Origin of the sequence: Cryobacterium sp. Hb1 (assembly GCF_004403585.1) — a bacterium.
GTDB classification, from domain to species: Bacteria; Actinomycetota; Actinomycetes; order Actinomycetales; family Microbacteriaceae; genus Cryobacterium; species Cryobacterium lyxosi.
Genome location: NZ_SOHI01000033.1, coordinates 18,475 through 42,392, shown reverse-complemented (window position 1 = coordinate 42,392; position 23,918 = coordinate 18,475). Strand labels below are relative to the sequence as shown.

20 protein-coding genes are annotated in these 23,918 nt (G+C 63.4%); 11 read left to right on the top strand and 9 right to left on the bottom strand.

Translation table 11 applies throughout. From position 1 onward, the window contains the following. Positions 1–39: 39 nt before the first annotated feature. A complete protein-coding gene (locus E3T38_RS14445; protein WP_370449045.1) occupies positions 40–1,956 on the top strand; it encodes an ABC transporter ATP-binding protein in 1,917 nt (638 codons plus the stop codon). Positions 1,957–2,090: 134 nt separating this feature from the next. Here the strand turns inward: E3T38_RS14445 and E3T38_RS14440 are convergent, their stop codons facing one another. Together E3T38_RS14440 and E3T38_RS14435 are read right to left on the bottom strand one after the other, a co-directional pair. Beyond that, on the bottom strand, positions 2,091–2,795 hold the full coding sequence (locus E3T38_RS14440; protein WP_134548832.1) for a DUF305 domain-containing protein: 705 nt from the start codon (positions 2,793–2,795) through the stop codon (positions 2,091–2,093). A gap of 13 nt (positions 2,796–2,808) precedes the next feature. Continuing rightward, positions 2,809–3,489, bottom strand: a complete 681-nt coding sequence (locus E3T38_RS14435; RefSeq protein ID WP_134548831.1) for a DUF3105 domain-containing protein — start codon at positions 3,487–3,489, stop codon at positions 2,809–2,811. Positions 3,490–3,747: 258 nt separating this feature from the next. On the opposite strand from E3T38_RS14435, the gene E3T38_RS14430 reads away from it, so the two are divergent. Then, positions 3,748–5,112, top strand: a complete 1,365-nt coding sequence (locus tag E3T38_RS14430; protein ID WP_134548830.1) for a cystathionine beta-synthase — start codon at positions 3,748–3,750, stop codon at positions 5,110–5,112. A 24-nt stretch (positions 5,113–5,136) separates the two neighbouring features. Then, the gene (locus E3T38_RS14425) at positions 5,137–6,288 is read left to right on the top strand and encodes a cystathionine gamma-synthase (RefSeq protein ID WP_134548829.1); all 1,152 of its coding nucleotides are present in this window, start codon (positions 5,137–5,139) and stop codon (positions 6,286–6,288) included. 137 nt (positions 6,289–6,425) lie between these two features. On the opposite strand, the gene E3T38_RS14420 is transcribed toward E3T38_RS14425, so the two are convergent. Then, the gene (locus E3T38_RS14420; RefSeq protein WP_174775252.1) at positions 6,426–7,244 is read right to left on the bottom strand and encodes a shikimate 5-dehydrogenase; all 819 of its coding nucleotides are present in this window, start codon (positions 7,242–7,244) and stop codon (positions 6,426–6,428) included. A 136-nt stretch (positions 7,245–7,380) separates the two neighbouring features. Here E3T38_RS14420 and E3T38_RS14415 point away from each other — a divergent pair, with 136 nt between their 5' ends. The 8 genes from E3T38_RS14415 (at position 7,381) to nrdF (ending at position 16,901) form a co-directional block, all read left to right on the top strand. Beyond that, positions 7,381–8,427: a LacI family DNA-binding transcriptional regulator gene (locus tag E3T38_RS14415; RefSeq protein WP_134548828.1), complete on the top strand. Its 1,047-nt coding sequence runs from the start codon at positions 7,381–7,383 to the stop codon at positions 8,425–8,427. Positions 8,428–8,511: 84 nt separating this feature from the next. After that, positions 8,512–10,062, top strand: coding sequence for a multiple monosaccharide ABC transporter ATP-binding protein (gene mmsA / locus E3T38_RS14410; protein WP_134548827.1), 1,551 nt, complete (start codon positions 8,512–8,514; stop codon positions 10,060–10,062). After that, positions 10,059–11,372, top strand: coding sequence for a multiple monosaccharide ABC transporter permease (mmsB, locus tag E3T38_RS14405; RefSeq protein ID WP_134548826.1), 1,314 nt, complete (start codon positions 10,059–10,061; stop codon positions 11,370–11,372). Before mmsA ends, mmsB begins: the two co-directional genes overlap by 4 nt. Positions 11,373–11,464: 92 nt before the next feature. After that, complete coding sequence (locus E3T38_RS14400; RefSeq protein ID WP_134548825.1) at positions 11,465–12,556, top strand: sugar-binding protein; 1,092 nt, start codon at positions 11,465–11,467, stop codon at positions 12,554–12,556. Positions 12,557–13,017: 461 nt separating this feature from the next. Beyond that, the gene (gene nrdH, locus E3T38_RS14395; protein ID WP_104127791.1) at positions 13,018–13,251 is read left to right on the top strand and encodes a glutaredoxin-like protein NrdH; all 234 of its coding nucleotides are present in this window, start codon (positions 13,018–13,020) and stop codon (positions 13,249–13,251) included. Between the two features lie 62 nt (positions 13,252–13,313). Continuing rightward, positions 13,314–13,718: a class Ib ribonucleoside-diphosphate reductase assembly flavoprotein NrdI gene (gene nrdI, locus E3T38_RS14390; protein ID WP_104127790.1), complete on the top strand. Its 405-nt coding sequence runs from the start codon at positions 13,314–13,316 to the stop codon at positions 13,716–13,718. A gap of 29 nt (positions 13,719–13,747) precedes the next feature. Beyond that, positions 13,748–15,853 (top strand): class 1b ribonucleoside-diphosphate reductase subunit alpha, encoded by a 2,106-nt coding sequence (gene nrdE / locus E3T38_RS14385; protein ID WP_174775253.1) that lies wholly within the window; start codon positions 13,748–13,750, stop codon positions 15,851–15,853. 73 nt (positions 15,854–15,926) lie between these two features. Next, positions 15,927–16,901: a class 1b ribonucleoside-diphosphate reductase subunit beta gene (gene nrdF, locus E3T38_RS14380; protein ID WP_134548824.1), complete on the top strand. Its 975-nt coding sequence runs from the start codon at positions 15,927–15,929 to the stop codon at positions 16,899–16,901. Between the two features lie 200 nt (positions 16,902–17,101). Here the strand turns inward: nrdF and E3T38_RS14375 are convergent, their stop codons facing one another. The 6 genes from E3T38_RS14375 to E3T38_RS14350 form a co-directional block, all read right to left on the bottom strand. Next, entirely contained in the window at positions 17,102–17,599 is a 498-nt protein-coding gene (locus E3T38_RS14375; protein WP_134548823.1) for a universal stress protein, read from the bottom strand. 143 nt (positions 17,600–17,742) lie between these two features. Beyond that, positions 17,743–19,218, bottom strand: a complete 1,476-nt coding sequence (locus E3T38_RS14370; protein WP_134548822.1) for an MFS transporter — start codon at positions 19,216–19,218, stop codon at positions 17,743–17,745. A 71-nt stretch (positions 19,219–19,289) separates the two neighbouring features. Beyond that, positions 19,290–20,621, bottom strand: coding sequence for an ABC transporter permease (locus tag E3T38_RS14365; RefSeq protein ID WP_241984495.1), 1,332 nt, complete (start codon positions 20,619–20,621; stop codon positions 19,290–19,292). Then, the gene (locus E3T38_RS14360; RefSeq protein WP_134548821.1) at positions 20,618–21,298 is read right to left on the bottom strand and encodes an ABC transporter ATP-binding protein; all 681 of its coding nucleotides are present in this window, start codon (positions 21,296–21,298) and stop codon (positions 20,618–20,620) included. Before E3T38_RS14360 ends, E3T38_RS14365 begins: the two co-directional genes overlap by 4 nt. After that, on the bottom strand, positions 21,295–22,878 hold the full coding sequence (locus E3T38_RS14355; RefSeq protein WP_241984494.1) for a hypothetical protein: 1,584 nt from the start codon (positions 22,876–22,878) through the stop codon (positions 21,295–21,297). Before E3T38_RS14355 ends, E3T38_RS14360 begins: the two co-directional genes overlap by 4 nt. Continuing rightward, on the bottom strand, positions 22,879–23,871 hold the full coding sequence (locus E3T38_RS14350) for a hypothetical protein (protein ID WP_134548820.1): 993 nt from the start codon (positions 23,869–23,871) through the stop codon (positions 22,879–22,881). It lies immediately after the preceding gene. Positions 23,872–23,918 lie beyond the last annotated feature (47 nt).

Sequence of the window (23,918 nt, the reverse complement as noted above, 5' to 3'; positions counted from 1 at the left end):
TCACCGGGTAGTCTCTGCCGCTACACCTAAAATGAGGATATGAGTTCAGCGCACGGGTCGGGAAGCTTCGGGTCGCGGCCGGCCGTCGCTATGAAACGCGGCCGGGTGAGCGGGGCGGATGCCGCGGCGCAGCGGGCCGAGAACGCCGAGGCACCGCGCATCCCGCACCTGTTGCAACGTGTCTTCGCGCTGTTTTCGCCACACCGCAACACCCTCATCGTTACCGTCGTGCTCGTTCTGGTCAGCGCCGCCCTCTCGGTGGTGCCGCCGCTCCTCACCCAACGCGCCTTCGACGACGGTCTTTTTCCGCCCGGCAACACTCCCAACCTCTCGGTTCTCGGCGTTCTCGTTGCGCTCATGCTCGGCGTTTTTCTGGTCAATGCACTGCTTGGTGTCTGGCAGACCTGGCTGACGGCCACGGTGGGCAACAAGGTCATGGGCGCCCTGCGCGTAAGGCTGTTCACCCACCTGCAGGCGATGGAGCTGAGCTTCTTCACCAAGACTAAAACCGGCGTGATTCAGTCGCGGTTGCAAAACGACGTCGGCGGTGTCGCGACGGTGCTGACCAACACCATCTCGAGCATCCTCGGCAACACGGTGACCGTGATCGCCGCCTTCGTGGCGATGCTGCTGCTGAACTGGCAACTGACCATCGTGGCCGTGGTGCTGATGCCGATTCTGGTGTTCGCGCAACGCCGCGTCGGGCAGGTGCGGGCACGCATCGCCGGCAAGACGCAGGAATCACTGTCGGATATGACCGCCATCACGCAGGAGACCCTGAGCGTGTCCGGCATTCTGCTGTCGAAGAGCTTCACCCGACAGCAGAACGAGATCGAACGCTACGCCGAAGAGAACCGCAACCAGGTGCGGCTGCAGGTGAGCCAGCAGATGAGCGGCCAGTGGTTCTTCGCCACGGTGAGCGTGTTCCTGTCGGCCATCCCCGCGATCGTCTACCTCGTGGCCGGGGCGCTCATCTTCAACGGCACCACGGAAGTCACGCCCGGCACGATCGTGGCGTTCACTACCGTGCAGGCGCGACTGATCTTTCCGCTGCTCGGCCTCATGCGTGTCGCCCTCGATCTGCAAACCTCGTCAGCGCTGTTCGCGCGTATCTTCGAATACCTCGACCTGAAGCCGGCGATCAGCGACAAGCCCGGCGCTGCCCTGGTGCCGTCGGCCGGGGCGGCTCGAGGCCGGGTGGAGTTCGACCGGGTGCAATTTGCCTACCCGGACGCTCGCGGTGACGCGCGCCCGACCCTCGACGACGTGTCCTTGACAATCGAGCCGGGGCAGTTCGCCGCTTTTGTGGGGCCGTCCGGGGCCGGCAAGACCACCGTCTCGTACCTGATTCCGCGTTTCTACGAAGCCGCTGCCGGCCGGGTGCTGTTCTCCGGCCTCGATGTGCGCGACCTGCAACAGGAGTCGCTCGTCTCCCACATCGGCATCGTGAGCCAGGAAACCTACCTGTTCCACGCCACCATCGCCGAGAACCTGCGCTATGCCAAACCCGAGGCCACGGATTCTGAGCTCATCGCGGCCGCGCGCGCCGCCAACATTCACGACACGATCGACTCCTTTCCGGAGAAGTACGACACCATGGTGGGGGAGCGCGGCTACCGGCTGTCCGGCGGTGAGAAGCAGCGCATCGCCATCGCACGCGTCTTACTGAAAGACCCGCCGGTGCTCATCCTCGACGAGGCCACGAGCGCGCTCGATTCCATCTCGGAGAGCGTGGTGCAGGCCGCGCTCGACACCGCGAGCCATGGTCGCACCACTATTGCAATCGCGCACCGGCTCTCGACGATCGTCGACGCCGACGTGATCTTCGTCGTCGACGCCGGCCGCGTCGTGGAGCGCGGCACCCACGTCGAACTGCTCGCCCGCGGCGCTGTCTACGCGAGCCTCTACGCCCGCCAAATCANCCCGCCAAATCACCGCGAGCCCCCTCCCCGCTGACGCCCCCACCCCCTGACTCCCCCCACCCCCTGACTCCCCCCACGGGACTTTCACGGACGGGGCCCGGGCCCCGTCCCCGGGCCCAGTTTATAAACTGGGCCCGCGTTCACAAGGTGGGCCCGAGACGGCGCGGACTACGAACGTTCGGCGAGCATGCCGGTCATCAGTTCGATCTCAGATTCCTGGCTCAGCACTACCGACGTAGCGAAGGCCTGCACGGTCGCGTTCGTGCTGCGGTCCAGAACGGCATCGGCCATCTCGATCGCACCCCGGTGGTGGGCGATCATGATGACGAGAAACTGCCGCTCCGCTTCCACACCGGATGCCGCGGTGAGCGCGGCAATCTGCGCCGGGGTCGCGAGTCCGGGCATCGGTTCTCCGGCGACATGGACGGCGTCGGCGCTGGCCGAGTGGGACGAATCGTGAGTGGTGCCGGACAGCCCGGGCCGGGTCATCCAGGTCATCGACGGTTCGGGAGCAAATTGCGGTAGCCCCCAGACAGCGAGCCAGCCCGACATCTGCCCGCTTTGCTTGGCCTGCGTTGTGGCAATGTCGTAGGCGAGTAGCCGCACGGGCGCGTCGTCGGTACGATCGCGAACAATCAGGGCGAGTTCAACGCCCTGGTTGTGGTGTTCCTGCATGTCCCTGGCAAAGCCAGCCTCGGCGCTTGTCGTGTCGGGCGTGGCGTCGGTAAGCGTGCTCAGGCGCCCCGCCGAAAAGGCCGCAGCGCCGACAACGAGCGCCGTGACCGCAACAGTGACGGTGATGGCGCGCAAAACGGAGCGGCGTTGGCGCGGTGGGTGGGCATCCGCTGTGGGCTGTAAGTGATCAGAAGTCACGGGTTAGCGCGGCTTATGAAACTTTGCCGGGTGCGTCAATCCCGCCGGAGCAGGGGGCTCCGTCTTCTGGCACGTTAGTGCTCTTCCAGAATTCGCTGAGATACTCGGCGATGCGCGGGTCGTCAGCGTTGTCGACCTGCAGCTGTGAATTCCAGCCGCTCAGCACGATCGGTGCGGGAATTCCTTCGAAGGGCGACAGCACAACGTAGCTGGAGGGTAGTTCCGTCTTCAGCGCATCGAGCTCAGCGTCGGAGATGGATGGATCGTAGGTGACCCAGATGGCACCGTGTTCGAGTGCGTGCACGGCGTTCTCGTTCGGAACTGCCTGATCATACACGCCGCAATTGAGCCAAGCCTGAGCGTGCTGGCCACCGGCGGGCGGCGTCTGCTCGTAGGTGACGGCAGTCTCGACGTGGCCGGCTCCGTTCGTGAAGGTCTCGACACCGTCGATCGTCGACGCATCGCCCGCGCCGCCGCCGGCATAGTTGGCGGCCTTCGGCGTGAGCACGAACGCGGTCACGATCAGGGCGATGATCGCGACGATCGCCACAGCGCCGCCGATAATGCCAATCAGACGATTACGCTTGCCGCGCTTTTGCTGGCGGTGATATTGCTCCAGCTTTTTCGCACGCTTCGCGGTGCGTTCTTCCTTGATTGACGCTTTGTTGATTGGGGAACCGGGCTGGGGGGTCACGAGGGCCTCTCTATGGGAGCTTCTTCTACCTGAACGTAGCAGTCGTCCCTGTAGCTTCCCCCGGCGCCGCTCTCGCAGGTATTTCTCAGGCTGGTGACCGGATCTCGCCGCCCGTTAGAGTGAAGGGGCGTCCGCTCATCGTCGTGTTGCTGCGGTCGCGAGTCGATTTCGTACGAACGCGCCGGGCAGCGCTGAGCCGGTGAGCAACCCCGAGGCCGCGCCTGCCACTTGGCGCGCAGCCCGACAGAAGGAATTTCCATGAAGATCGCAGACACTGTTCTTGACCTTATCGGTGACACCCCGCTGGTCAAACTGCATAAGGTCACCGACGGATTGACCGCGACGGTGCTTGTGAAACTCGAGTACCTCAATCCGGGCGGCTCCGCGAAGGACCGTATCGCGGTACGCATCATCGATGCCGCCGAGCGCGACGGCCTGTTGAAGCCCGGCGGCACGATCGTCGAGCCGACGTCCGGCAATACCGGCGTCGGTCTTGCTTTGGTGGCGCAGCAGCGCGGTTATAAGTGTGTGTTCGTGCTGCCTGACAAGGTCGGCGAAGACAAGCGCAACGTGCTCACGGCCTACGGCGCCGAGATCGTCGTGACGCCGACATCCGTTTCGCCGGAGGACCCCCAGTCGTATTACAGCGTCTCAGACCGGCTGGCCCGGGACATTCCGGGTGCCTTTAAACCCAACCAGTATTTCAACCCGAACGGCCCGCTCAGTCACTATGAGACCACCGGGCCCGAGATCTGGCGCGACACCGACGGAACCGTCACCCATTTCGTCGCCGGCGTCGGCACCGGCGGAACCATCACCGGAACCGGCCGTTACCTGCGCGAGGTCTCGAACGATGCCGTGCGCATCATCGGAGCGGACCCGGAAGGCTCGGTCTACTCCGGCGGCACCGGTCGGCCCTACCTGGTCGAGGGTGTCGGCGAAGATTTCTGGCCCGGCGCGTACGATCCAACGGTCGTGCACGAGGTCATCGCCGTCTCCGACGCAGATTCCTTCGCCATGACCCGCCGACTCGCCCTCGAAGAAGGGATCCTCGTCGGCGGTTCGAGCGGCATGGCCGTTGTCGCAGCCCTGCGCGCAGCCGAGAAGCTCGGGCCCGAGGACACGATCGTCGTGCTGCTGCCCGACGGCGGTCGCGGCTACCTGGGCAAAATCTTCAACGACGGGTGGATGCGCAGCTACGGTTTCAGCAACGCTCCGGTCGGTCACACGGTCGCTAATTTGCTGGAATCGAAGACCGGGCGCCTGCCAGCCCTGGTATACGTGCATCCAAGCGACACCGTGCACGATGCGATCGAGACCATGACGAGCCAGGGAGTGTCCCAGCTGCTGGTCTTGAGCGCTAAACCGCCCGTCGTCATGGGCGAGGTACTCGGCGCGGTTGATGAGCGTGCCCTCATGGGCCTCGTCTTCTCCGGCGACGCGAAGCTCACCGATCGGGTCGGCTCAATCGTTGGTGATGCGTTGCCGCTGATCGGGGTCAACGAGCCGGTGGCAGCCGCCCGCGCCGCCTTCGCCGACCACGATGCGCTGCTGGTGACCGACGGAGGTAAACCGCTCGGCGTCATCACCCGGCATGACCTGCTCAGCTACCTGAGCGTCTGATCTTTTTCATTGAAGGAGCCCACAATGGCCAATAACCAGAACTTCGACACGATCGCCATCCACGCCGGTCAGGCGTTCGACCCGACCACCGGCGCAGTCATTCCGCCGATCTACCAGACCTCGACCTACGTTCAGGACGGCATCGGCAACCTGCGTGGCGGGTACGAGTACAGTCGAGGCGGCAATCCCACCCGCACCGTGCTCGAAACGCTGCTCGCAGCCCTGGAAGGCGGCAAGCACGGCTTGTCATTTGCGAGCGGACTCGCCGCGGAAGACACCATCCTGCGCGCCATCCTCAAGCCCGGCGACCACGTCGTGCTCGGCAACGATGTCTACGGCGGAACCCACCGCCTCATCAACAGGGTGCACGCCGCCTGGGGTGTGCTCAACACCACGGTCGAGATGAGCGACCTCACGGCGGTCGAAGCGGCCATCCGTCCGGAAACGAAGATCCTCTGGGTTGAGACGCCGAGCAACCCGCTCATGAAGATCAGCGACATTGCGGCGCTCGCCGAGATCGCACACCGGCACGGCATAGTCGCGATCGTCGACAACACTTTTGCGTCACCGGCCCTGCAGCATCCGCTTGACTTTGGCGCTGACGTGGTCGTGCACTCGACCACGAAATATCTCGGCGGCCACTCCGACGTACTCGGTGGCGCGCTCATCATCAACGACGACGAGCTTTACGAGAAGGCCCAGTTTCTGCAGTTCGCGGCCGGCCCCGTGTCGGCTCCACTCGACTCCTGGCTCACCGTGCGCGGCATCAAGACGCTCTCGGTCCGCATGCAACGGCACTCGAGCAACGCCCAGGCCATCGCGGAATTTCTCGACGGCCACCCGGCCATCGAACAGGTCTATTACCCGGGACTACCCGGCCATCCCGGCCACGAACTGGCGAAAAAGCAGATGTCCGGCTTTGGCGGCATGATCTCCGTCGCGTTCGCCGGCGGAGCCGCTGCTGCGCGCCTGTTCGCCGAGTCGATGCACCTGTTCCAGCTTGCCGAATCGCTCGGCGGGGTCGAATCTCTCGTGAACTACCCCTCGGAGATGACGCACGCCTCCGTCCGCGGCACCGAACTCGAGGTGCCCGACAACATCGTGCGCCTCTCGGTCGGCATCGAAGACGTCGCCGACCTCATCGCCGACCTTGAGAGCGCACTGCCCCGGGCCTGACCGCGGGCATGCTCGGAGGCCGAGGCCGAGGCCGAGGCCGGGGCCGGGGCCGGGGACGGGGCCCGGGCCCGGAACGTGGGCCCAGTTTATAACCTGGGCCCGTGGACGGGGCCCGGGCCCCGTCCAAGAGAAGGGGGTCAGGGGAGGCGGGAGAAGGCGGAGGCGCGGCGTACCTGGTCTGGCGTGGGACGGATGCCGGTGTACAGATAGAACTGCTCCTCGGCTTGCAGCGCCACCACCTCAGCGCCGGTGATGACCGGCTTTCCGGCCGCACGCGCGGCCAGGATCAGCGGCGTCTCGGCGGGAGAGGCTACGACGTCGAAGACAACGCTCGCGCCCGCGATGGCTGAAGCGGAAAACGACGTTTGATCGGCTTCAGTGCCGCCGGCCATGCCTACCGGTGTGACGTTGACGATCAGGTCGGCGGTGAGCGCGCCCACCGTGGGCGCCCAGTCGTAGCCGTACAGTGCGGCCAAGGCCCGGCCGGTGACTTCGTTGCGCGCCACTATCGTTCCTTGCGTGAACCCGGAATCGTGCAGGGCTGCCGCGACGGCCTTGGCCATGCCGCCGCTGCCGTGCACGATCACCGAGTAGGCGCGTGGAACGTCATGCTCGCCCAGCAGGCGCTGCACGGCCGAGTAGTCGGTGTTGTACGCGGTCAAGTGGCCGTCATCGTTCACGATCGTATTGACCGAATCGATCGCCGACGCCGAGGCATCCATGTCGTCGATGAGCGCGATGACGTCTTCCTTGTAGGGCATCGATACAGCGCAGCCGCGAATGCCCAGCCCGCGCACGCCCGCGATCGCATCGGCCAGGTTCGAAGGGGCGAAAGCCTTGTAGACGTAGTTCAGACCCAACTCCTCGTAGAGGTAGTTGTGAAACCGGGTGCCGAGATTGCTGGGCCGGCCCGAGAGTGAAATGCACAGGGTCATGTCTTTGTTGAGAATGGGCATGGGTACAGTGTGGCGCGTTTCGCCGCAGCGATCGGTCAGCCCGACTTGAAATACTCGTTCCCCGGTGGAACAGGTCGGAGGGCATAATGGACCTGCACTCACAATTGTGACCGTGCACATGCGAGCAAGGTTATCCATGTCGGCAGAGCTGCCCAAGGAACGTGCACCGAGTATTCGGGATGTTGCGCGCCTGGCCGGAGTCTCGCACCAGACAGTCTCCCGCGTACTCAACGACCATCCCAGCATTCGCGACTCCACTAAGGCGCGCATTCTCCAGGCAATGGAGGAGCTGCAATACCGGCCGAATCAGGCGGCGCGCGCCCTATCGAAGGGACGGTCGCGCACGATCGGTGTTCTGACCGCGTCAAGCACCCAATACGGGCCGGCTCGCAGTGTGGCGGCCATCGAGGACGCTGCCCGGCGGCAAGGGTACTTCGTGGACACCGCCAACCTCAGCGTCGCTGATCCGGCCGCGATCGAAGATGCCCTGGTACACCTTCTCGACCAGGCGGTCGAGGGTCTGATCATTATCGCGCCGCAAGAGCGGGTGTTCGATGTGCTCGAACGGATGTCTATCGAGGTTCCCTACGTCAGCCTCCAGTCCACGGGAAACCACGATCTGCGGGCGCTGGCCGAGGACCAGATTCTCGGCGCGAAGATGGCCACCCGCCACCTCATCGCTCTGGGCCACCGAGAGATTGTGCACATCGCCGGGCCGCAGGACTGGACTGAGGCCGAAGCGCGCATGCAAGGATTCCTGCTCGAGATCGACGATGCCGAGCTAATGACCCATCCGCCGATCCTCGGCGACTGGACCGCAGATTTCGGGTACTTTGCTGGCCAGGAGCTGTTGCGGTCCCGAGATTTCTCGGCGGTGTTCGCTGCCAATGACGAGATGGCGCTCGGTTTACTGCACGCCCTGCACGACGCTGGCCTCGATATTCCGGGAGATGTAAGCGTGGTCGGATTCGACGATATTCCAGTCTCCAGCCACACCTGGCCGCCCCTGACCACGGTGCATCAGGACTTCGAGGGAATCGGTCGACGGGCCTTCGCATCACTGCTCGGCGCGATGGGAACAATCGTGGATTTTCCGACCGGGCCCACGGCGCCTTGCCTGGTCGCGCGTGATTCCTCGGGGCCGGTTCCGGTCTCGCGGCTGCCGTTACTTAAGCGTTATTAGCGGGACTTGACAGGAATCGGCGCAGGAGCGAACATTGACTTCGATGTGAACGGTCACAAAGACCGCTAACCAAGGAGTAAACCAATGGCGGTCGAGCACGTGATCCTTGAGATGCGTTCCATCACCAAAGAATTTCCCGGTGTCAAAGCGCTGTCCGACGTGTCGCTGACGGTCAAGGCTGGAGAAATCCATGCGATCTGCGGTGAGAACGGCGCAGGCAAGTCCACATTGATGAAAGTGCTCTCCGGTGTCTACCCGTATGGTTCCTACTCTGGGGACATTATCCTGCAGGGCGCCGAGATGCGGTTCAAGGACATTCGCTCAAGCGAAGCGGCTGGAGTCGCGATCATCCATCAGGAGCTCGCGCTTATTCCGGAACTCTCGATCACCGAAAACATCTTTCTTGGCAACGAGCCCACCAAGTGGGGCGCCATAGATTGGATCGGCGCCAAGCGCACCGCCTACGAACTGCTTGCCCGGGTCGGCCTGCGTGACGATCCGGACACCCAAGTCAAGAACATCGGTGTCGGCAAGCAGCAGCTGGTTGAGATCGCCAAGGCGCTCAACAAATCGGTCAAGGTGCTCATTCTCGACGAGCCAACCGCCGCCCTCAACGAAGCCGACTCCCAGCACCTGCTCGATCTCATTCGCGGGCTCAAGGGCAAGGGCATCAGCTCGATCATGATCTCCCACAAGCTCAACGAGATCGAGCAGATCGCCGACACGATTACCATCATTCGTGACGGCCGGTCGATCGAGACCCTCAACATCGCCGCCGACGGCGTCAACGAGGACCGGATCATTCGTGGAATGGTCGGACGCAGCCTGGAGAGTCGGTTTCCCGATCGCACTCCAAAGATCGGCGAGGTCTTCTTCGAGGTGCGCGATTGGACCGTGCAACACCCACAAGTGCCCGAGCGGATGGTCGCAAAAGGGTCGAACCTCACCGTGCGCACCGGCGAGATCGTCGGTATCGCCGGGCTGATGGGTGCCGGGCGCACCGAGCTGGCCATGAGCATCTTCGGCCGTTCCTATGGCAACTTCATCTCGGGCCGCATCTTCAAGGACGGCAAGGAGATTGTGCTTCGCAATGTGGGCGAGGCCATCGATCACGGCCTCGCCTACGTCAGCGAGGATCGCAAAGCGCTCGGGCTCAACCTGCTCGACGATATCAAGCGCTCCGTCGTCTCGGCCAAACTCTCGAAGATCTCGGTTGGCTCGGTGGTCAACGACGCCAAGGAATACTCCATCGCCGAGGAGTACCGCAAAAACCTGCGCATCAAGACCCCCAACGTCGAGATGGGGGTGAGCAAGCTGTCGGGCGGCAACCAACAGAAGGTGGTGTTGGCCAAATGGATGTTTACCGACCCCGACATCCTGATTCTGGACGAACCCACCCGAGGCATCGATGTCGGCGCGAAATACGAGATCTACGGGATCATCCAGGCGCTCGCCGCCCAGGGTAAGGGCGTGATCCTGATCTCGTCCGAACTGCCGGAGCTGCTTGGCCTGGCCGACCGCATCTACACAATCTTCGAAGGCACCATCACCGACTGCATCGACGGTGTTGACGCCGACCCGGAAACCCTGATGAAAAGCATGACCTCTGCCAAAAAGAAGGTGCGCAGCATATGAGCGGCAACACAACCACGACCGAGAAACGCAAGTCGATCTTCGGCAGTAATATTCGTCAGTTCGGCATTCTCTTCAGCCTGATCGCCATCATTGCGCTGTTTCAGATTTTGACCGGCGGGCTCACGCTCTCTCCGGGCAACCTGATCAACCTGGTGAGCCAGTACTCCTACATTTTGATCCTGGCCATCGGCATGGTCATGGTGATCATCGCCGGTCACATCGACCTATCGGTTGGATCGGTCGCAGCGTTCGCCGGCATCGTAGTGGCCACGTCTATGTCGCAGTGGAACTTCCCCTGGCCGCTGGCGCTGCTCTTCGGCCTCCTGGTTGGCGCCGTGATCGGGGCCTGGCAAGGATTTTGGGTGGCCTACATCGGCGTACCAGCCTTCATCGTCACCCTGGCTGGCATGCTCATTTTCCGTGGCGGCAACCAATTCTTTGGTAACGCCAACACGGTGCCCGTCCCAGAGGCCTTCACCGTAATCGGTGCCGGATACCTTCCAGAGGTGGGTCCGAACACTGGATACAACAACCTCACTCTGCTGCTCGGATTCGCCATCGCCATCGCCATCGCCGTGCGGGAGTGGCGGGCCAGGCGGGTGCAGAAGACGATGCACTCGGATTCCTCCCCGCTCTGGGCCAGCTTGGTCAAGATCGGACTCCTCGACGCTGTTGTCATCTACGCGACTTTCCTATTTGCTGGCGGCCGGGTGGGCACCAGCTTCCCGGTGTCGGGCATCATCCTCGGCGTGCTCGTGCTGTTCTACAGCTTCGTCACCCGCAACACCATCCTCGGCCGCCACATTTATGCGGTCGGCGGCAACAAACTCGCCGCGGAACTCTCCGGAGTGAACTCACGCCGAGTGGACTTCCTAGTCATGATGAACATGTCGATCCTGTCTGCCCTGGCCGGCATGATCTTCGTCGCTCGTGCCGGAGCATCCGGCCCGCAAGACGGACTCAGCTGGGAACTCGACGCGATTGCCGCGGTCTTCATCGGTGGCGCCGCGGTGTCGGGCGGGATCGGCACCGTCATCGGTTCCATCGTCGGTGGTTTGGTGATGGCGGTGTTGAACAACGGGCTTCAGCTACTCGGCGTGGGCTCTGACCTGGTGCAGATCATCAAGGGCATGGTGCTGTTGGCGGCCGTCGGAGTGGACGTCTGGAACAAGAGCCAGGGGCGACCCTCGATTATCGGACTCCTCACCCGCAAGCGCAAGGTTACCGACCCGGCGACACCGCCGCCCGCGGTGCGCCCGGCGGCCGGCGCGTCCGAGACCTCGCGGCCAGCCGACCTGCCGTTCAACTGAGTCCCTGCGTTTCGTAACGCCACAGGTCTCATGAGCTTTTTCCCATTCCCTTCCGCCAAGTCCTGTACATCAATGAACAGAAAGTGATTGACATGCGAAAAATTCTCACGGTCACAGCGATGGCCGCAGTAGCGCTCATGGCGCTCTCCGGCTGCTCGAGCCGAGCGCCTGAGACGGCCGGTGACGGCAGTGCCGCGGTCGGGTTCCCGGCTGACTCCGTCATCGGCGTAGCCCTCCCCTCAAAGACCAGCGAGAACTGGGTTCTCGCTGGGGGGCTGTTCGAGGACGGTCTCAAAGAGGCCGGGTTCAAGGGCGACGTGCAGTACGCCGGAGCGTCTACAACGGTGAAAGACCAGCAGGATCAGATGTCGGCCATGGTCACCAACGGAGCCAAGGTCATCATCGTCGGTGCCCAGGACGGCGGCCAGCTCGGCACGCAGGTCAAGGACGCCCATGACGCCGGTGCCATCGTCATCGCCTACGACCGTCTCATCCTGAATACCGATGACGTCGACTACTACGTGGCCTACGACAACTTCAAGGTGGGCGAGTTGCAGGGACAGGCCCTGCTGGACGGTCTCGCGGCGAAAAAGCCCGAGGGTCCGTACAACATCGAATTGTTCTCCGGCAACTCCGCTGATGCCAATGCACCGGTGTTCTTCAACGGGGCCATGAGCGTGCTGCAGCCGAAGATCGACGACGGAACGCTCGTTGTTGCCTCCGGTCAGACCGACATCAAGCAGACTGCGACCGCCGACTGGAAGCCGGAGAACGCGCAGAGCCGCATGGACTCGCTGCTGACCAGCACCTACGGTAGCCAGGAAGTCGACGGCGTGCTCTCGCCCAACGACACCCTGGCCCGTGCCATCATCACCTCGGTGAAGGCAGCCGGCAAGGCCATTCCCGTGGTCACCGGTCAGGACTCCGAAGTGGAGTCGGTCAAGTCGATCATGGCCGGTGAGCAGTACTCCACCATCAACAAGGACACCCGCGTTCTCGTGAAGCAGGCCATTGACATGGTCAAGATGCTGCAGACCGGCGGCACTCCCGAGACCAACGACGACACCTACGACAACGGCAACAAGATCGTGCCCGCGTTTCTGCTGCCGCCGGTCATCGTGACGAAGGACAACGCGGCTGAGGCGTACGCCAACGACCCGAAGCTGTCGCCGCTGACCAAGTAGCGAGAAGCGTCCGCTGATCCGACGGGTCGGTCTCCACAGTCGTGGGGGCCGGCCCGTTTTGTCTGTGCCGGCATACGCGTATCTTCGTGGCTGGAGGGTGCCCGACACGCCGGATGCCATTTCACAGGCAAAATTATGCTGCGAGTGTTGCCTGTGGATAACTGCGTCGAGTTCCGCGGGATTCGGGCGAATTGGAATGGGGGGACTGTGAGCAAAATGTGGAATGTCGGTGGATAACTACACAATTGTAATTACTGCATGTAGTGGCTATTGAGTGTGGCCATCACTAGATGTAGTATTGGAACTCTAGTCAGGCGCTACAGCCGGACAGTATACTTACTCACTTTGCACGACGTTCCTTGACAGGTTTCTTGCCGGTGATCAAGGAGTTTTATCGAACATACTTGCGAAGTATGTCGAACAGATTTAGACTTTACCAGCCAAGAAGAAAGGCCATAACCATGGCAATCACCGTTTACACGAAGCCCTCCTGCGTACAGTGCGCGGCCACGTACCGTGCCCTCGACAACAAGGGCATCGAGTACGAGGTGCTCGACCTTTCGGTCGACGAAAACGCTCTGGAGGCCGTCAAGGCTTTGGGTTACCTGCAGGCTCCCGTCGTGATCACCGACGAAGAGCACTGGTCGGGCTTTCGCCCCGACAAGATCAACGCACTCGCTGCTCGCCTCGCGTAGTTCACCTCAACCAGCGCGCCCCACTCACCCGAAAGTCTTGCCGATCAGAATCGCCACAGCAGATGACTGACATCGTGTATTTCTCGAGCACCTCGGGTAACACGCGCCGGTTCGTCGAGAAACTCGGTCGGAAGGCAGCGCGCATACCTCTGCATACGCGTGAAGAGCCGCTTATTGCGACGGAACCGTACGTGCTCTGCGTGCCCACCTATGGAGGCGGCAGTGCGGGCGGGGCGGTGCCCAAGCAGGTCATCAAGTTTTTGAACAACAAGACCAATCGGTCGTTGATCCGCGGCGTCATCGGCGCCGGCAATATGAATTTCGGTACGGCCTATTGCCTGGCCGGCGACATCATCGCCGCGAAGTGCAAAGTGCCGTACCTCTATCGCTTTGAAGTATTTGGAACACCGGATGATGTGCGCATCGTTCACGACGGATTGGAAGAATTTTGGAAACAACAGCCGTGAAAGTCACACCCATGGACGCACCGTCGGCCATGGACTATCACTCGCTCAACGCGATGCTCAACCTGTACGGCCCGAACGGGGAGATCCAGTTCGACAAGGACCGCGAGGCCGCCCGCGAGTTCTTCCTGCAGCACGTCAACCAGAACACGGTGTTCTTCCACTCGCTGCGCGAGCGCCTCGACTACCTGGTCGAGAAAGAATACTACGAGCAGGCCGTGCTCGACCAGTACTCCTTCGAGTTCATCACAAGCCTGAACGATTTGGCCTACTCGAAGAAGTTCCGCTTTCAGAGCTTCCTCGGCGCGTTCAAGTACTACACCTCGTACACGCTGAAGACCTTCGACGGCAAGCGGTACCTCGAGCGTTTCGAAGACCGGGTAGTCATGACCGCGCTCGGTCTCGCATCCGGTGATGAGAAGCTCGCCGTTGCCCTGGTCGAAGAGATCATCGCCGGCCGTTTCCAGCCGGCAACCCCGACGTTTCTGAACTCCGGCAAGGCCCAGCGCGGCGAGCTCGTCTCGTGCTTCCTGCTGCGCATCGAAGACAACATGGAATCGATCTCGCGTGGCATCAACTCCTCGCTGCAGCTCTCCAAGCGTGGCGGCGGCGTAGCCCTGCTGCTCAGCAACATTCGCGAAGCCGGCGCACCGATCAAGCAGATCGAGAATCAGTCCAGCGGCATCATTCCCGTCATGAAGCTGCTCGAAGACTCCTTCAGCTACGCCAACCAGCTCGGTGCCCGCCAGGGCGCCGGCGCTGTCTACCTGCACGCGCACCACCCCGACATCATGCGTTTTCTCGACACCAAGCGAGAGAACGCCGACGAGAAGATTCGCATCAAGACCCTCTCGCTCGGTGTCGTCATTCCCGACATCACCTTCGAGCTGGCCAAGAACGACGACTGGATGTACCTCTTCTCGCCCTACGACGTGGAACGCGTCTACGGCGTGCCCTTCGCCGATATCTCGGTGAGCGAGAAGTACCACGAGATGGTCGACAACCCCCGCATCAAGAAGTCCAAGATGAAGGCGCGCGAGTTCTTCCAGACCCTCGCCGAGATCCAGTTCGAGTCGGGCTACCCGTACATCATGTTTGAAGACACGGTGAACGCAGCGAACCCGATCGAGGGCCGCATCAACATGTCGAACCTGTGCTCCGAGATTTTGCAGGTGAACACCCCGACGACCTACAACGAGGACCTCTCCTACAACGAGATCGGTAAGGACATCTCCTGCAACCTGGGGTCGATGAACATTGCCTTGGCCATGGATTCCGGCGACCTCGGCCGCACCGTCGATGCTGCCATTCGCGGCCTCAACGCGGTATCGGAGCAGAGCCACATCAGCTCGGTTCGGTCGATTGAAGACGGAAACGACCGGTCGCACGCCATCGGCCTCGGCCAGATGAACATGCACGGCTATCTCGCCCGTGAGCGCGTCTACTACGGCAGTGAAGAGAGCATCGACTTCACCAACATCTACTTCTACACGGTGTTGTTCCACGCCCTGCGCGCCTCCAACGCCATCGCCATCGAGCGCGGCCGCGCTTTTGAGGGCTTCGAAAACTCCACCTATGCGTCCGGGGTGTTCTTCGACAAGTACACCGACCAGGTATGGGAGCCGGCGACGGCTCGCGGCGCCGAACTCTTCTCCCAGGCCGGGGTGTCGATTCCGACGCAGGCCGACTGGGCCGAGCTGAAGGCATCCGTTGTCAAGCACGGTATCTACAACCAGAACCTGCAGGCCGTGCCGCCCACCGGGTCGATCTCGTACATCAACAACTCGACCGCGTCGATCCACCCGATCGCGGCGAAGATCGAGATTCGCAAGGAAGGCAAGCTGGGCCGCGTGTACTACCCGGCGCCGTTCATGACGAACGACAACACCCAGTACTACCAGGATGCTTACGAAATCGGCTACGAGAAGATCATCGACGTGTACGCGGCGGCGACGCAGCACGTAGACCAGGGCCTCTCGTTGACCCTGTTCTTCAAGGACACCGCGACCACCCGCGACATCAACCGCGCCCAGATCTATGCTTGGAAAAAGGGCATCAAGACGATCTACTACATCCGTCTGCGGCAGATGGCCCTCGAGGGTACGGAAATTGAGGGTTGCGTGTCCTGCGCACTCTGAGCACATCAAGCGCTCGAGTGAGTTCACTGTAAATTTCTGACTGACTGTAGTGGTACGGCTCCCGGAGGAACCCATGATTGACAAGCTCAAACTGGTGTCGCACGTTGATGCGATCAATTGGAACAAGATCGAAGACGAGAAAGACGTCGAGGTCTGGAACCGGCTGACCAACAACTTCTGGCTGCCGGAGAAGATTCCGCTCAGCAACGACATCCAGTCGTGGAACCAGCTCACGCCGGTCGAGCAGCAGCTCACCATGCGCGTGTTCGCCGGGCTGACCCTGCTCGACACGATCCAGGGCACCGTCGGCGCCGTGTCGTTGATTCCGGATGCCATCACCCCGCACGAAGAGGCTGTCTACACGAACATCGCGTTCATGGAATCGGTGCACGCCAAGAGCTACTCGTCGATCTTCTCGACGCTCGCTTCCACCAAGGAGATCGACGAGGCGTTCCGCTGGTCGACCGAGAACGAGTACCTGCAGCGCAAGGCCTCGATCGTGATGGATTATTACCAGGGTGACGATCCGCTCAAGCGCAAGGTCGCCTCGGTTCTGCTCGAGTCGTTCCTGTTCTACTCGGGCTTCTACCTGCCCATGTACTTCTCCAGCCGGGCGCGCCTGACCAACACGGCCGACCTCATCCGTTTGATCATTCGGGATGAAGCGGTACACGGCTACTACATCGGCTACAAGTTTCAGAAGGGTCTCGAGATGGCCACGCAGGAGCGTCGCGATGAGATCAAGGACTACGCCTTCAACCTCGTGTTCGAGCTGTACGAGAACGAGGTGCAGTACACGCAGGACCTGTACGACGAGGTCGGCCTGACCGAAGACGTCAAGAAGTTTCTGCACTACAACGCCAACAAGGCTCTGATGAACCTCGGCTACGAGGCGATCTTCCCGAAAGACGTCTGCGACGTGAACCCGGCGATTCTCTCCGCCCTCTCACCGAACGGCGACGAGAACCACGACTTCTTCTCGGGCTCGGGATCGTCGTACGTGATCGGCAAGGCTGTCGTTACCGAAGACGACGACTGGGACTTCTAGGCCTCGAATTTCGAGAAGGGCGGATGCTGTGGCATCCGCCCTTTTTGTGAACGGGCCGGTTGGTACGACGCGTGGTTTTTCGTGAATCGCTGGTAAGTCAGGCAGCCCTCGCGCCGCGAGTAAGGACTGCCGCGGTTGTCACACCTGCGGGCTCGAAGCATCCGTTGAAACTGCGGTGTTGCCAACACCGTGTGCCGCGATCAGGCGGGGTCCCAGGGCAGGGCCTGATCAGACGGAATCGGGGCGAGCGGAATCACCACCACCGGACGATGCTGACGGTGCGCCAGTTGCGCTGCCACCGAACCGTTGATGAACTCCTGCAGGCTGGCCCGCAACGTCGCCTCCCTGGTTCCGACCACGATCATCGCCGCGTTGAGCGTGTCGGCCAGGCCGCCGAGGGCCCGGGCCGGATTGCCGGCCAAGGCCCGGGTGCTCCAGGTGAGACCGTGTCCGTCGAGGAGTACAGCCAGGTGCGCCGTGAGGTCCGGGTCGAATCTCTCCTCCGCACGTTCGGGCGAGTCCCCCGTGAGTGGCAAACTCGTCATCGTGCCGTAGCCCAGGTCGTAGACCTGGTACTGGCCGGCGTCCACGGATGCGCACACCAGTTCCGCATCGAAACGCGCCGCGAACGCGGCCGCCTGCTCTACGACGGTATCCGGCTGCCCTGGTACCACTCCAACAATCACGTACTGGCTCATGCTGCACTCCCTTGTCTCCGGCGCCCGGCAGACGGACGGGATCCCCTGTCGTACCTCGGGTCACGGCCAGCATGGCAGATTGTGCCCCGATCCGCCGTAAACCAAGGCGGAGATTTTCGTTCATCGACGAAGAAATGTCGCGTTCAGGCGATCGGCAGGGCAGACGTCTTCGTTCGGTGTTCGAACAGGTCGACCAGGGCGAACACCAGGGCAACGGCGACGAGCGCCAGCGCGACCAGGATTCCGTTGAGGAAGCCGTCACGAAACACCTGCACGCGGTCAGGCTGGCTCGCCTCCGCGTACAACGTTGCGTAGAAGGTCGAGATTATCGCGGCGACTCCGATGGCCGTTCCCACCCGCTGGCCTACCTGGGCCATCGACCCGGCGACGCCGCCCTGAGTGATGGGAACTTCGCTCAAGGTGAGCGTCTGGTTCGGCGAAATGACGAGGCCACCGCCGGCGCCGGTCATCGTCATGGCTGCGGCGATCAGCCACGGTGCGAGGCCGACCGAGGCGAATAATCCCGCCAATAGAACGAGCACAAAGCCGATCATGACGGTGACCAGGCCGAGAGCGACGAGCTGGCGGCCCCAACGGAAGACCAGGCGACCGCCGATCCACGACGTCACAGCGGAGGTGAGGGCAAACGAGATGCTCACCATTCCGGCGAAGACGGGCTCAAGCCCAAGGCCCTGTTGCAAAAAAAGGGTGACCAGCAGAAAGTACGGCGGAATTGCCGCAAAATACGCCGTAGTGATCAGTATCCCGTTGCGATAGGACGCCGTGCGAAAGAGCCCGAAATTTACAACGGGTGACTTGCCTTTGTGCTGGTAGCGCCGTTCCCACCAGAAGAACGCGGCGCTGGACAGACCGAACACGATCAGCCAGAACCAGCGCCGGGGGTCATCCGTTGGGGCGCCGGTCGTCAGCACGAATGGAAGCATGAGGCCGAGAGTGGCAATTCCCAGCAACAGGATGCCGACGAGGTCGAGCCCCGTGCGTTCTCGCTCATGGCTCTGGCGTTTCGGAAGCACTCGCATCGCGAAGAAGAGTGCCAGAAGACCCAGCGGCACATTCATCCAAAACGACAGGCGCCAGCCGTTATCGGGGCCGCCGACGGCGATCAGAAGGCCACCGAGGGTCGGTCCGAAGGCCGTCGAAACTCCGATGACCGCTCCAAACAAGCCGAAGGCGCGTCCTCGTGCCGCGCCCTGGTACAGCTGTTGGATTAGTCCGAGTACCTGCGGCATCTGAATTCCTGCAGCAATTCCCTGCGCGATACGCGCCACTATCAAAAATTCGATCGTGGGCGCGAGCGCGCACAGGATGCTCGCGGCCGTGAAAGCGCAGAGTCCGACAATGAACATGAGTCGCCGGGAATGGATGTCGCCCAGCCGACCGGACGGTACCAGCGCGAGCCCGAAAGCGAGTGCGTAACCAGCGACGATGAGCTGGAGTTCGGTGGTACCGCCGCCGAGCGACTGCTCGATGGCCGGTAACCCGACATTGATCTTGGACAGGTCGAGGATTGTCAGCGAAGCAACTCCGACGCACACCCAGAAGGCTTGCCGCTTCGACCTGTCGGCATGCTCGGAGGCGGGAGGAGTGGTCTTCGGCATGGTCCATTGATTCTAGATCGCGGGTCACAGGCCAGTACGGTCTTCGGCACGCGGGCTGCCGTGGCTGGCTTCTAGGTGCCACCGCGCAGGGCCGTGATCGGCTCGATGTTGGAGGCGCGCACGGCGGGATAGGCGCCGGCGGCGAGTCCGACGACGGTTCCGAGCAGCGCGGCGCCGACGGCGACGAACGGGTCGAGTATGGGCGTCCAGCCCTGCAGCAGCGACACGACGACGACCGCGAGCACCCCAAGCGCCGAGCCGATCAGGCCGCCGAGCAGACCGATCACGGCCGACTCGACGATGAACTGCCGTGCGATGTCGCGCTTGGTCGCGCCGAGCGCCCGGCGCAGGCCGATCTCGCCGACCCGTTCCATCACCGAGAGCAGGGTGACGTTGGCGATGCCGAGACCGCCGGCGAGCAGGGCGAGAATGCCGAGCGTGAGAAAGACGATGTTGATGTCGGCCTGGATATTGTCTTGCAGCGACGAAGCGGCGGCGGGCGCCTGCACCGTGAAGTTCTCGGGTGCGTTCGGGTCGAGCGCAATCGGTGCCTGCCGGGCCACGAGCGTGCCGGCGCCGACATCGATCGTGACGTGCAGCTCGGTCGGGGCGGTGAGTCCGAAGTCGGCGCGCGCGGTGCCGAGCGGCACAATGACGGCGTCGAGCAGATTGGCGCGGCGCTCAACGCCGTCAATGATGCCGATGACCGTGTATGGAACCTCGCCGATGAAGATCGACGGCTGCGAGTCAACCCGGTTGATGCCGAGCGTTTCGGCGGCTCGAGCGCCGAGCACGACGACCCGGTCGGCGCGCTCGTCGTGGCCGACGTCGAAGTAGCGCCCGGTGACGACCTGCCCGCGCACTGCGGCAAGCAGGCCCGGGGAGGTGGCGATGACGGAGGGGCTCAGGGTTTGCGCGGCCGAGGGGTCGTTGACGGGAACGGATGTCACGAGCCGGCCTTCGACGTCGATCTCGGCCACGAGGCCCGCGCGTTCCACCCCGGCGAGGCGATTGACCCGCTCCGGGGCATCCCACGGCAGCCGCCCGGTGGCCTGTTCGTTGCCGCTCGAATTGCGGGTCGAGGCCGGCTCGATCATGACCTGGGTCGCCGAGACGGCGTCGAACTGGTTGGAAATCTGCCCGGCGGCGGTCTGCGCGAACCCAATGGTGACCACGAGCGAGGCGATGCCGAGCACCGTGCCGAGGGTCGTCATCACGAGTCGGCTCGGGCGGGCGCCCACGCCGTAACTCGCCTCGACCAGCAGGTCCTGCACCGAGAACCGGTCGGCGCGGCGAATGACCGGAACGATGCTGGGCGTCAGCTCAGCGGATGCCGTCAGCTCAGTACCAGGGGCCGCTGCGGCGCGGGAACGGCGCAGCATCCGCTTGGCGAGGGCCTTCATGACAGCTCACTCAGGCGACCGTCGGTGATGCGCACGCGGCGTTCGGCCCGTTCGCTCACGGCCTGGTCGTGGGTGATGACGATAAGGGTGAGGCCGTCGGCGTGCAGCTCTTCGAACAGATCCATGACCTCGCCGCCGGTGGCCTCATCGAGGTTACCGGTCGGTTCGTCGGCGAGCAACAGTTCGGGCGAAGCGACGACGGCGCGCGCCACGGCGACGCGCTGGCGTTCACCGCCGGAGAGGGTGCCAGGCAGAAAATCGAGGCGGTGATTGAGTTTCACGCGGTCGAGGGCGGCGCGGGCGCGGTGCTCGCGATCGGCGCGCGGCACGCCGCTATACAGCGTAGCGAGCAGCACATTGTCGAGCACGGTGCGGTGCGGCAGCAGGTGGAACGCCTGAAAGACGAAGCCGATAGTGCCGCCGCGCACGATGGCGCGCTGCTTCTCATCGAGCAGGCTCGTCGAGGTGCCGTCGAGGTGGTATTCGCCGACGCTCGGCCGGTCGAGCAGGCCGAGCAGGTTGAGCATCGTTGACTTGCCCGATCCGCTCGGGCCGACGATCGACAGGTAGTCGCCGCGTTCCACCCGCAGGTTGACCGATTTGAGCGCCTGCACCTCGGGTGGGCCGGGAAAAGACCGGGTGACGTTGACCAGTTCGACGACCGGGGCCGCGATCACCGGCCCACCACGACGAGATCTCCGACGCCCAGCGAGCCGTCGACGGCGGTGATCTCCACGAAACCTTCGGCGGCAAGCCCGGTCGTGACCTCGACCAGCACCGTGTCGGCGGAGCCGCCGGGAGCGAATTCAACGCGGGATTCGCCGCCAGGCCCCGCGGTCAGCGCGGCGAGCGGAACGGCGAGTACGTCGCCCTCGGTTGAACTGACCGGCACGCGCACGCGCACGTTGCTGCCCTGCACGGCCTGGATCTGCTCGTCAGTGAGGGAATCCGGAGCGAACAAGACGGTGAAGCGGCCGCTCGTTGCTGCACTACTCGATGCTGCACCGCTGGCCGGTTCGGTGGGGAGCACGGAGGTGATCGTTGCGGGCTGGTCACCATCGGGCATGGCGAGAGTGGCTGGGGCGCCGACTTCGAGCAGCGCGGCATCGCTGGCGGTCGCCGAGCCGGAGATCACGAGCGTCGCGCCGGAAACCCGCATGACGGGTCCGGTGATACTCGATCCGCGTTTGACGCTGATCTCGTCGACCCGGCGGGGGAGGCCGGGCAGGTAGAGCACTTCGCCGGCCGGCAGGTACGCGAGCGCGCCGTCACGGGCGTCGCTCAGGGTCTCGTTTGCACGGGTCAGTTCGGCCTTGGCCGCGGTGACGGCGGCTTGTTCAGCGCTCGCGTCGCGTGGCGCGAGAGCCTGGGCCCGGCGGGCGACGGCCAGGGTGACGGACTCCTCGGCATCCGCTATCTCGTTGGGGGTTCCCTCGGTCCTGGCCAGGGCAAGTGCCCGCTCTGCGCTCCGCACGAGGTTGCCCTGCTCGACCACGTCCACGTTCGACGCGGCGCCCTGCACCGTGGTGAGGGCGCCGTTGGCGCTGTCGACGGATGCCTGCGCGCTCGTGACTCCGGCTTCGGCGCCGCTCACCGCGATCGCGACGCCGCCGCCGGTGGGCGCTGGGTAGCCGACCTTGGCGTAGAGCGCGGTGACGGCGTTCGCCGTTTGTGCGTCGAACACGTCGGAGTCGAGCGCGCCGGCATCGATTCCGGCTGCGTTCAAGCCCTGTTTGAACTGCAGCACGTCGGGGCCGGAGACGCCGACGCGCAGGGTGCGGTAGACCGGCAGGTCGCCGGGCAGTACGATCACCGGACGGCCGGTGACCTCGAGCGCGATCGAGGCGGTGTCGAAGATGGCGGCGACTTCGGGCACCTGCCCGGTGACGATGGGCGCCCCGGCGAGTTCGCCGGTTTCGATCGAGACCTCCACCGAGTCAGCGTAGGTGGCGTCGCCGCGCATGGTGACGTCGTTGGCCAGTTGCCGGTTTTCGATGGGGACCGTGATGAGGCCGCCGGCGGGAGCATCGGCATCCGCTGCAGCCTGCCCCGGCGAGACGATCAACTGGCCCAGCCCGAGGCCGGCCACGAGCGCGACGATGGCGACAGTGGCCATGACCCAGATCACCCGATTGCCGGCGAACAGGCGGCGCCAGCCCTGACTGCCTGAGCGGGTGGGCGGCGCGACAGCGTCGAGGTTCATCACCTCGGTCGCATCCGGCTCTGTCGCTGCTCGTCGCCCGAACAGGCGCGACACCTACTTGCCTTGCTCGGAGTCCGCGATGAGCGCGTCGAGCTCGGACTTGTGGTCCGTGATGAACTGTTCCTCCAGCTCGAACTGCACCTTGGTTGTTGCTTCGGTGTAGTCCACATCTTCGGCGCAGGTGAAGTCGGCCATCGCCAGCGCAAGTTCCTGCTCGCGCAGATCCGCGAGGACCTTCTCGTCGGGGGTGGTGCCCGCCTCGTCTTCATAGAGCGCGTTTTGCTCGTTCATGATCGACTCCTGAGCGTCGGCCTTCTTCGCGAAGGTCGCATACCCGGCATCGGCCATGCAGGCCGCCCACTCAGCATCGAGCTTTACGATCGCGGGGGACTTCTGCAGGTCTTCGTACAGGGTGCTCATCGCGTCGTAAACCGCAGCGTGATCTTCTGGTGACGGCTGGTCGCCGTTGATTTTCTGAAAGGCTGCGCCGTAGCAGCCCTTAGCTTCGTAGCTGTCCACGTAGGAACCGTCGGCGATCTCTTCTTCTGAGGGCTGAGGACCGTTGAGTGCTTCGTTGTATGCGGTTTGTTCGCCCGCGGAGAGTGACGCCAGGTAGTCCTGGTTCGGGTCGACGTACGCCTCGCTCTCCTCTTCCTGCGCGGCCAGCTGCTCCGGGGACTGGCTCATGCCGTATCCGTTTTCCGCCACCCACTTCTCGGTGCCGTACTCCTCGCCGCTGTCGCCCATCATGCCGCTGTACTGCGCAGCGTCGGCGGGCGTGTAGTCGAAGCCTTCGTCAGACATGCACGCAGCGACGAGTTCCTCTTGCTCGTTCTGCTGAGCGATCGCCGAGTCTTCGTCGAAACCCGCATAGATCCCCGACATGTACTTCGCCAGCGGGCCCTCGGCCGGATCGAGCTTCTCGGCCGCCTTCTCGCCGCTGCACCCGGCGAGCGTCAGCGATAAAAGAGCGGCGGCGGCGATGGCCGTGAGCAGTGAGCGATGGCGCATGAAGTTCCCCTTTGAGCATTGTCTGGGCTGCGCCAATAACCGATCGCCGCCCCCGATCTCCCCACACGCTAGCGCACTGCGAG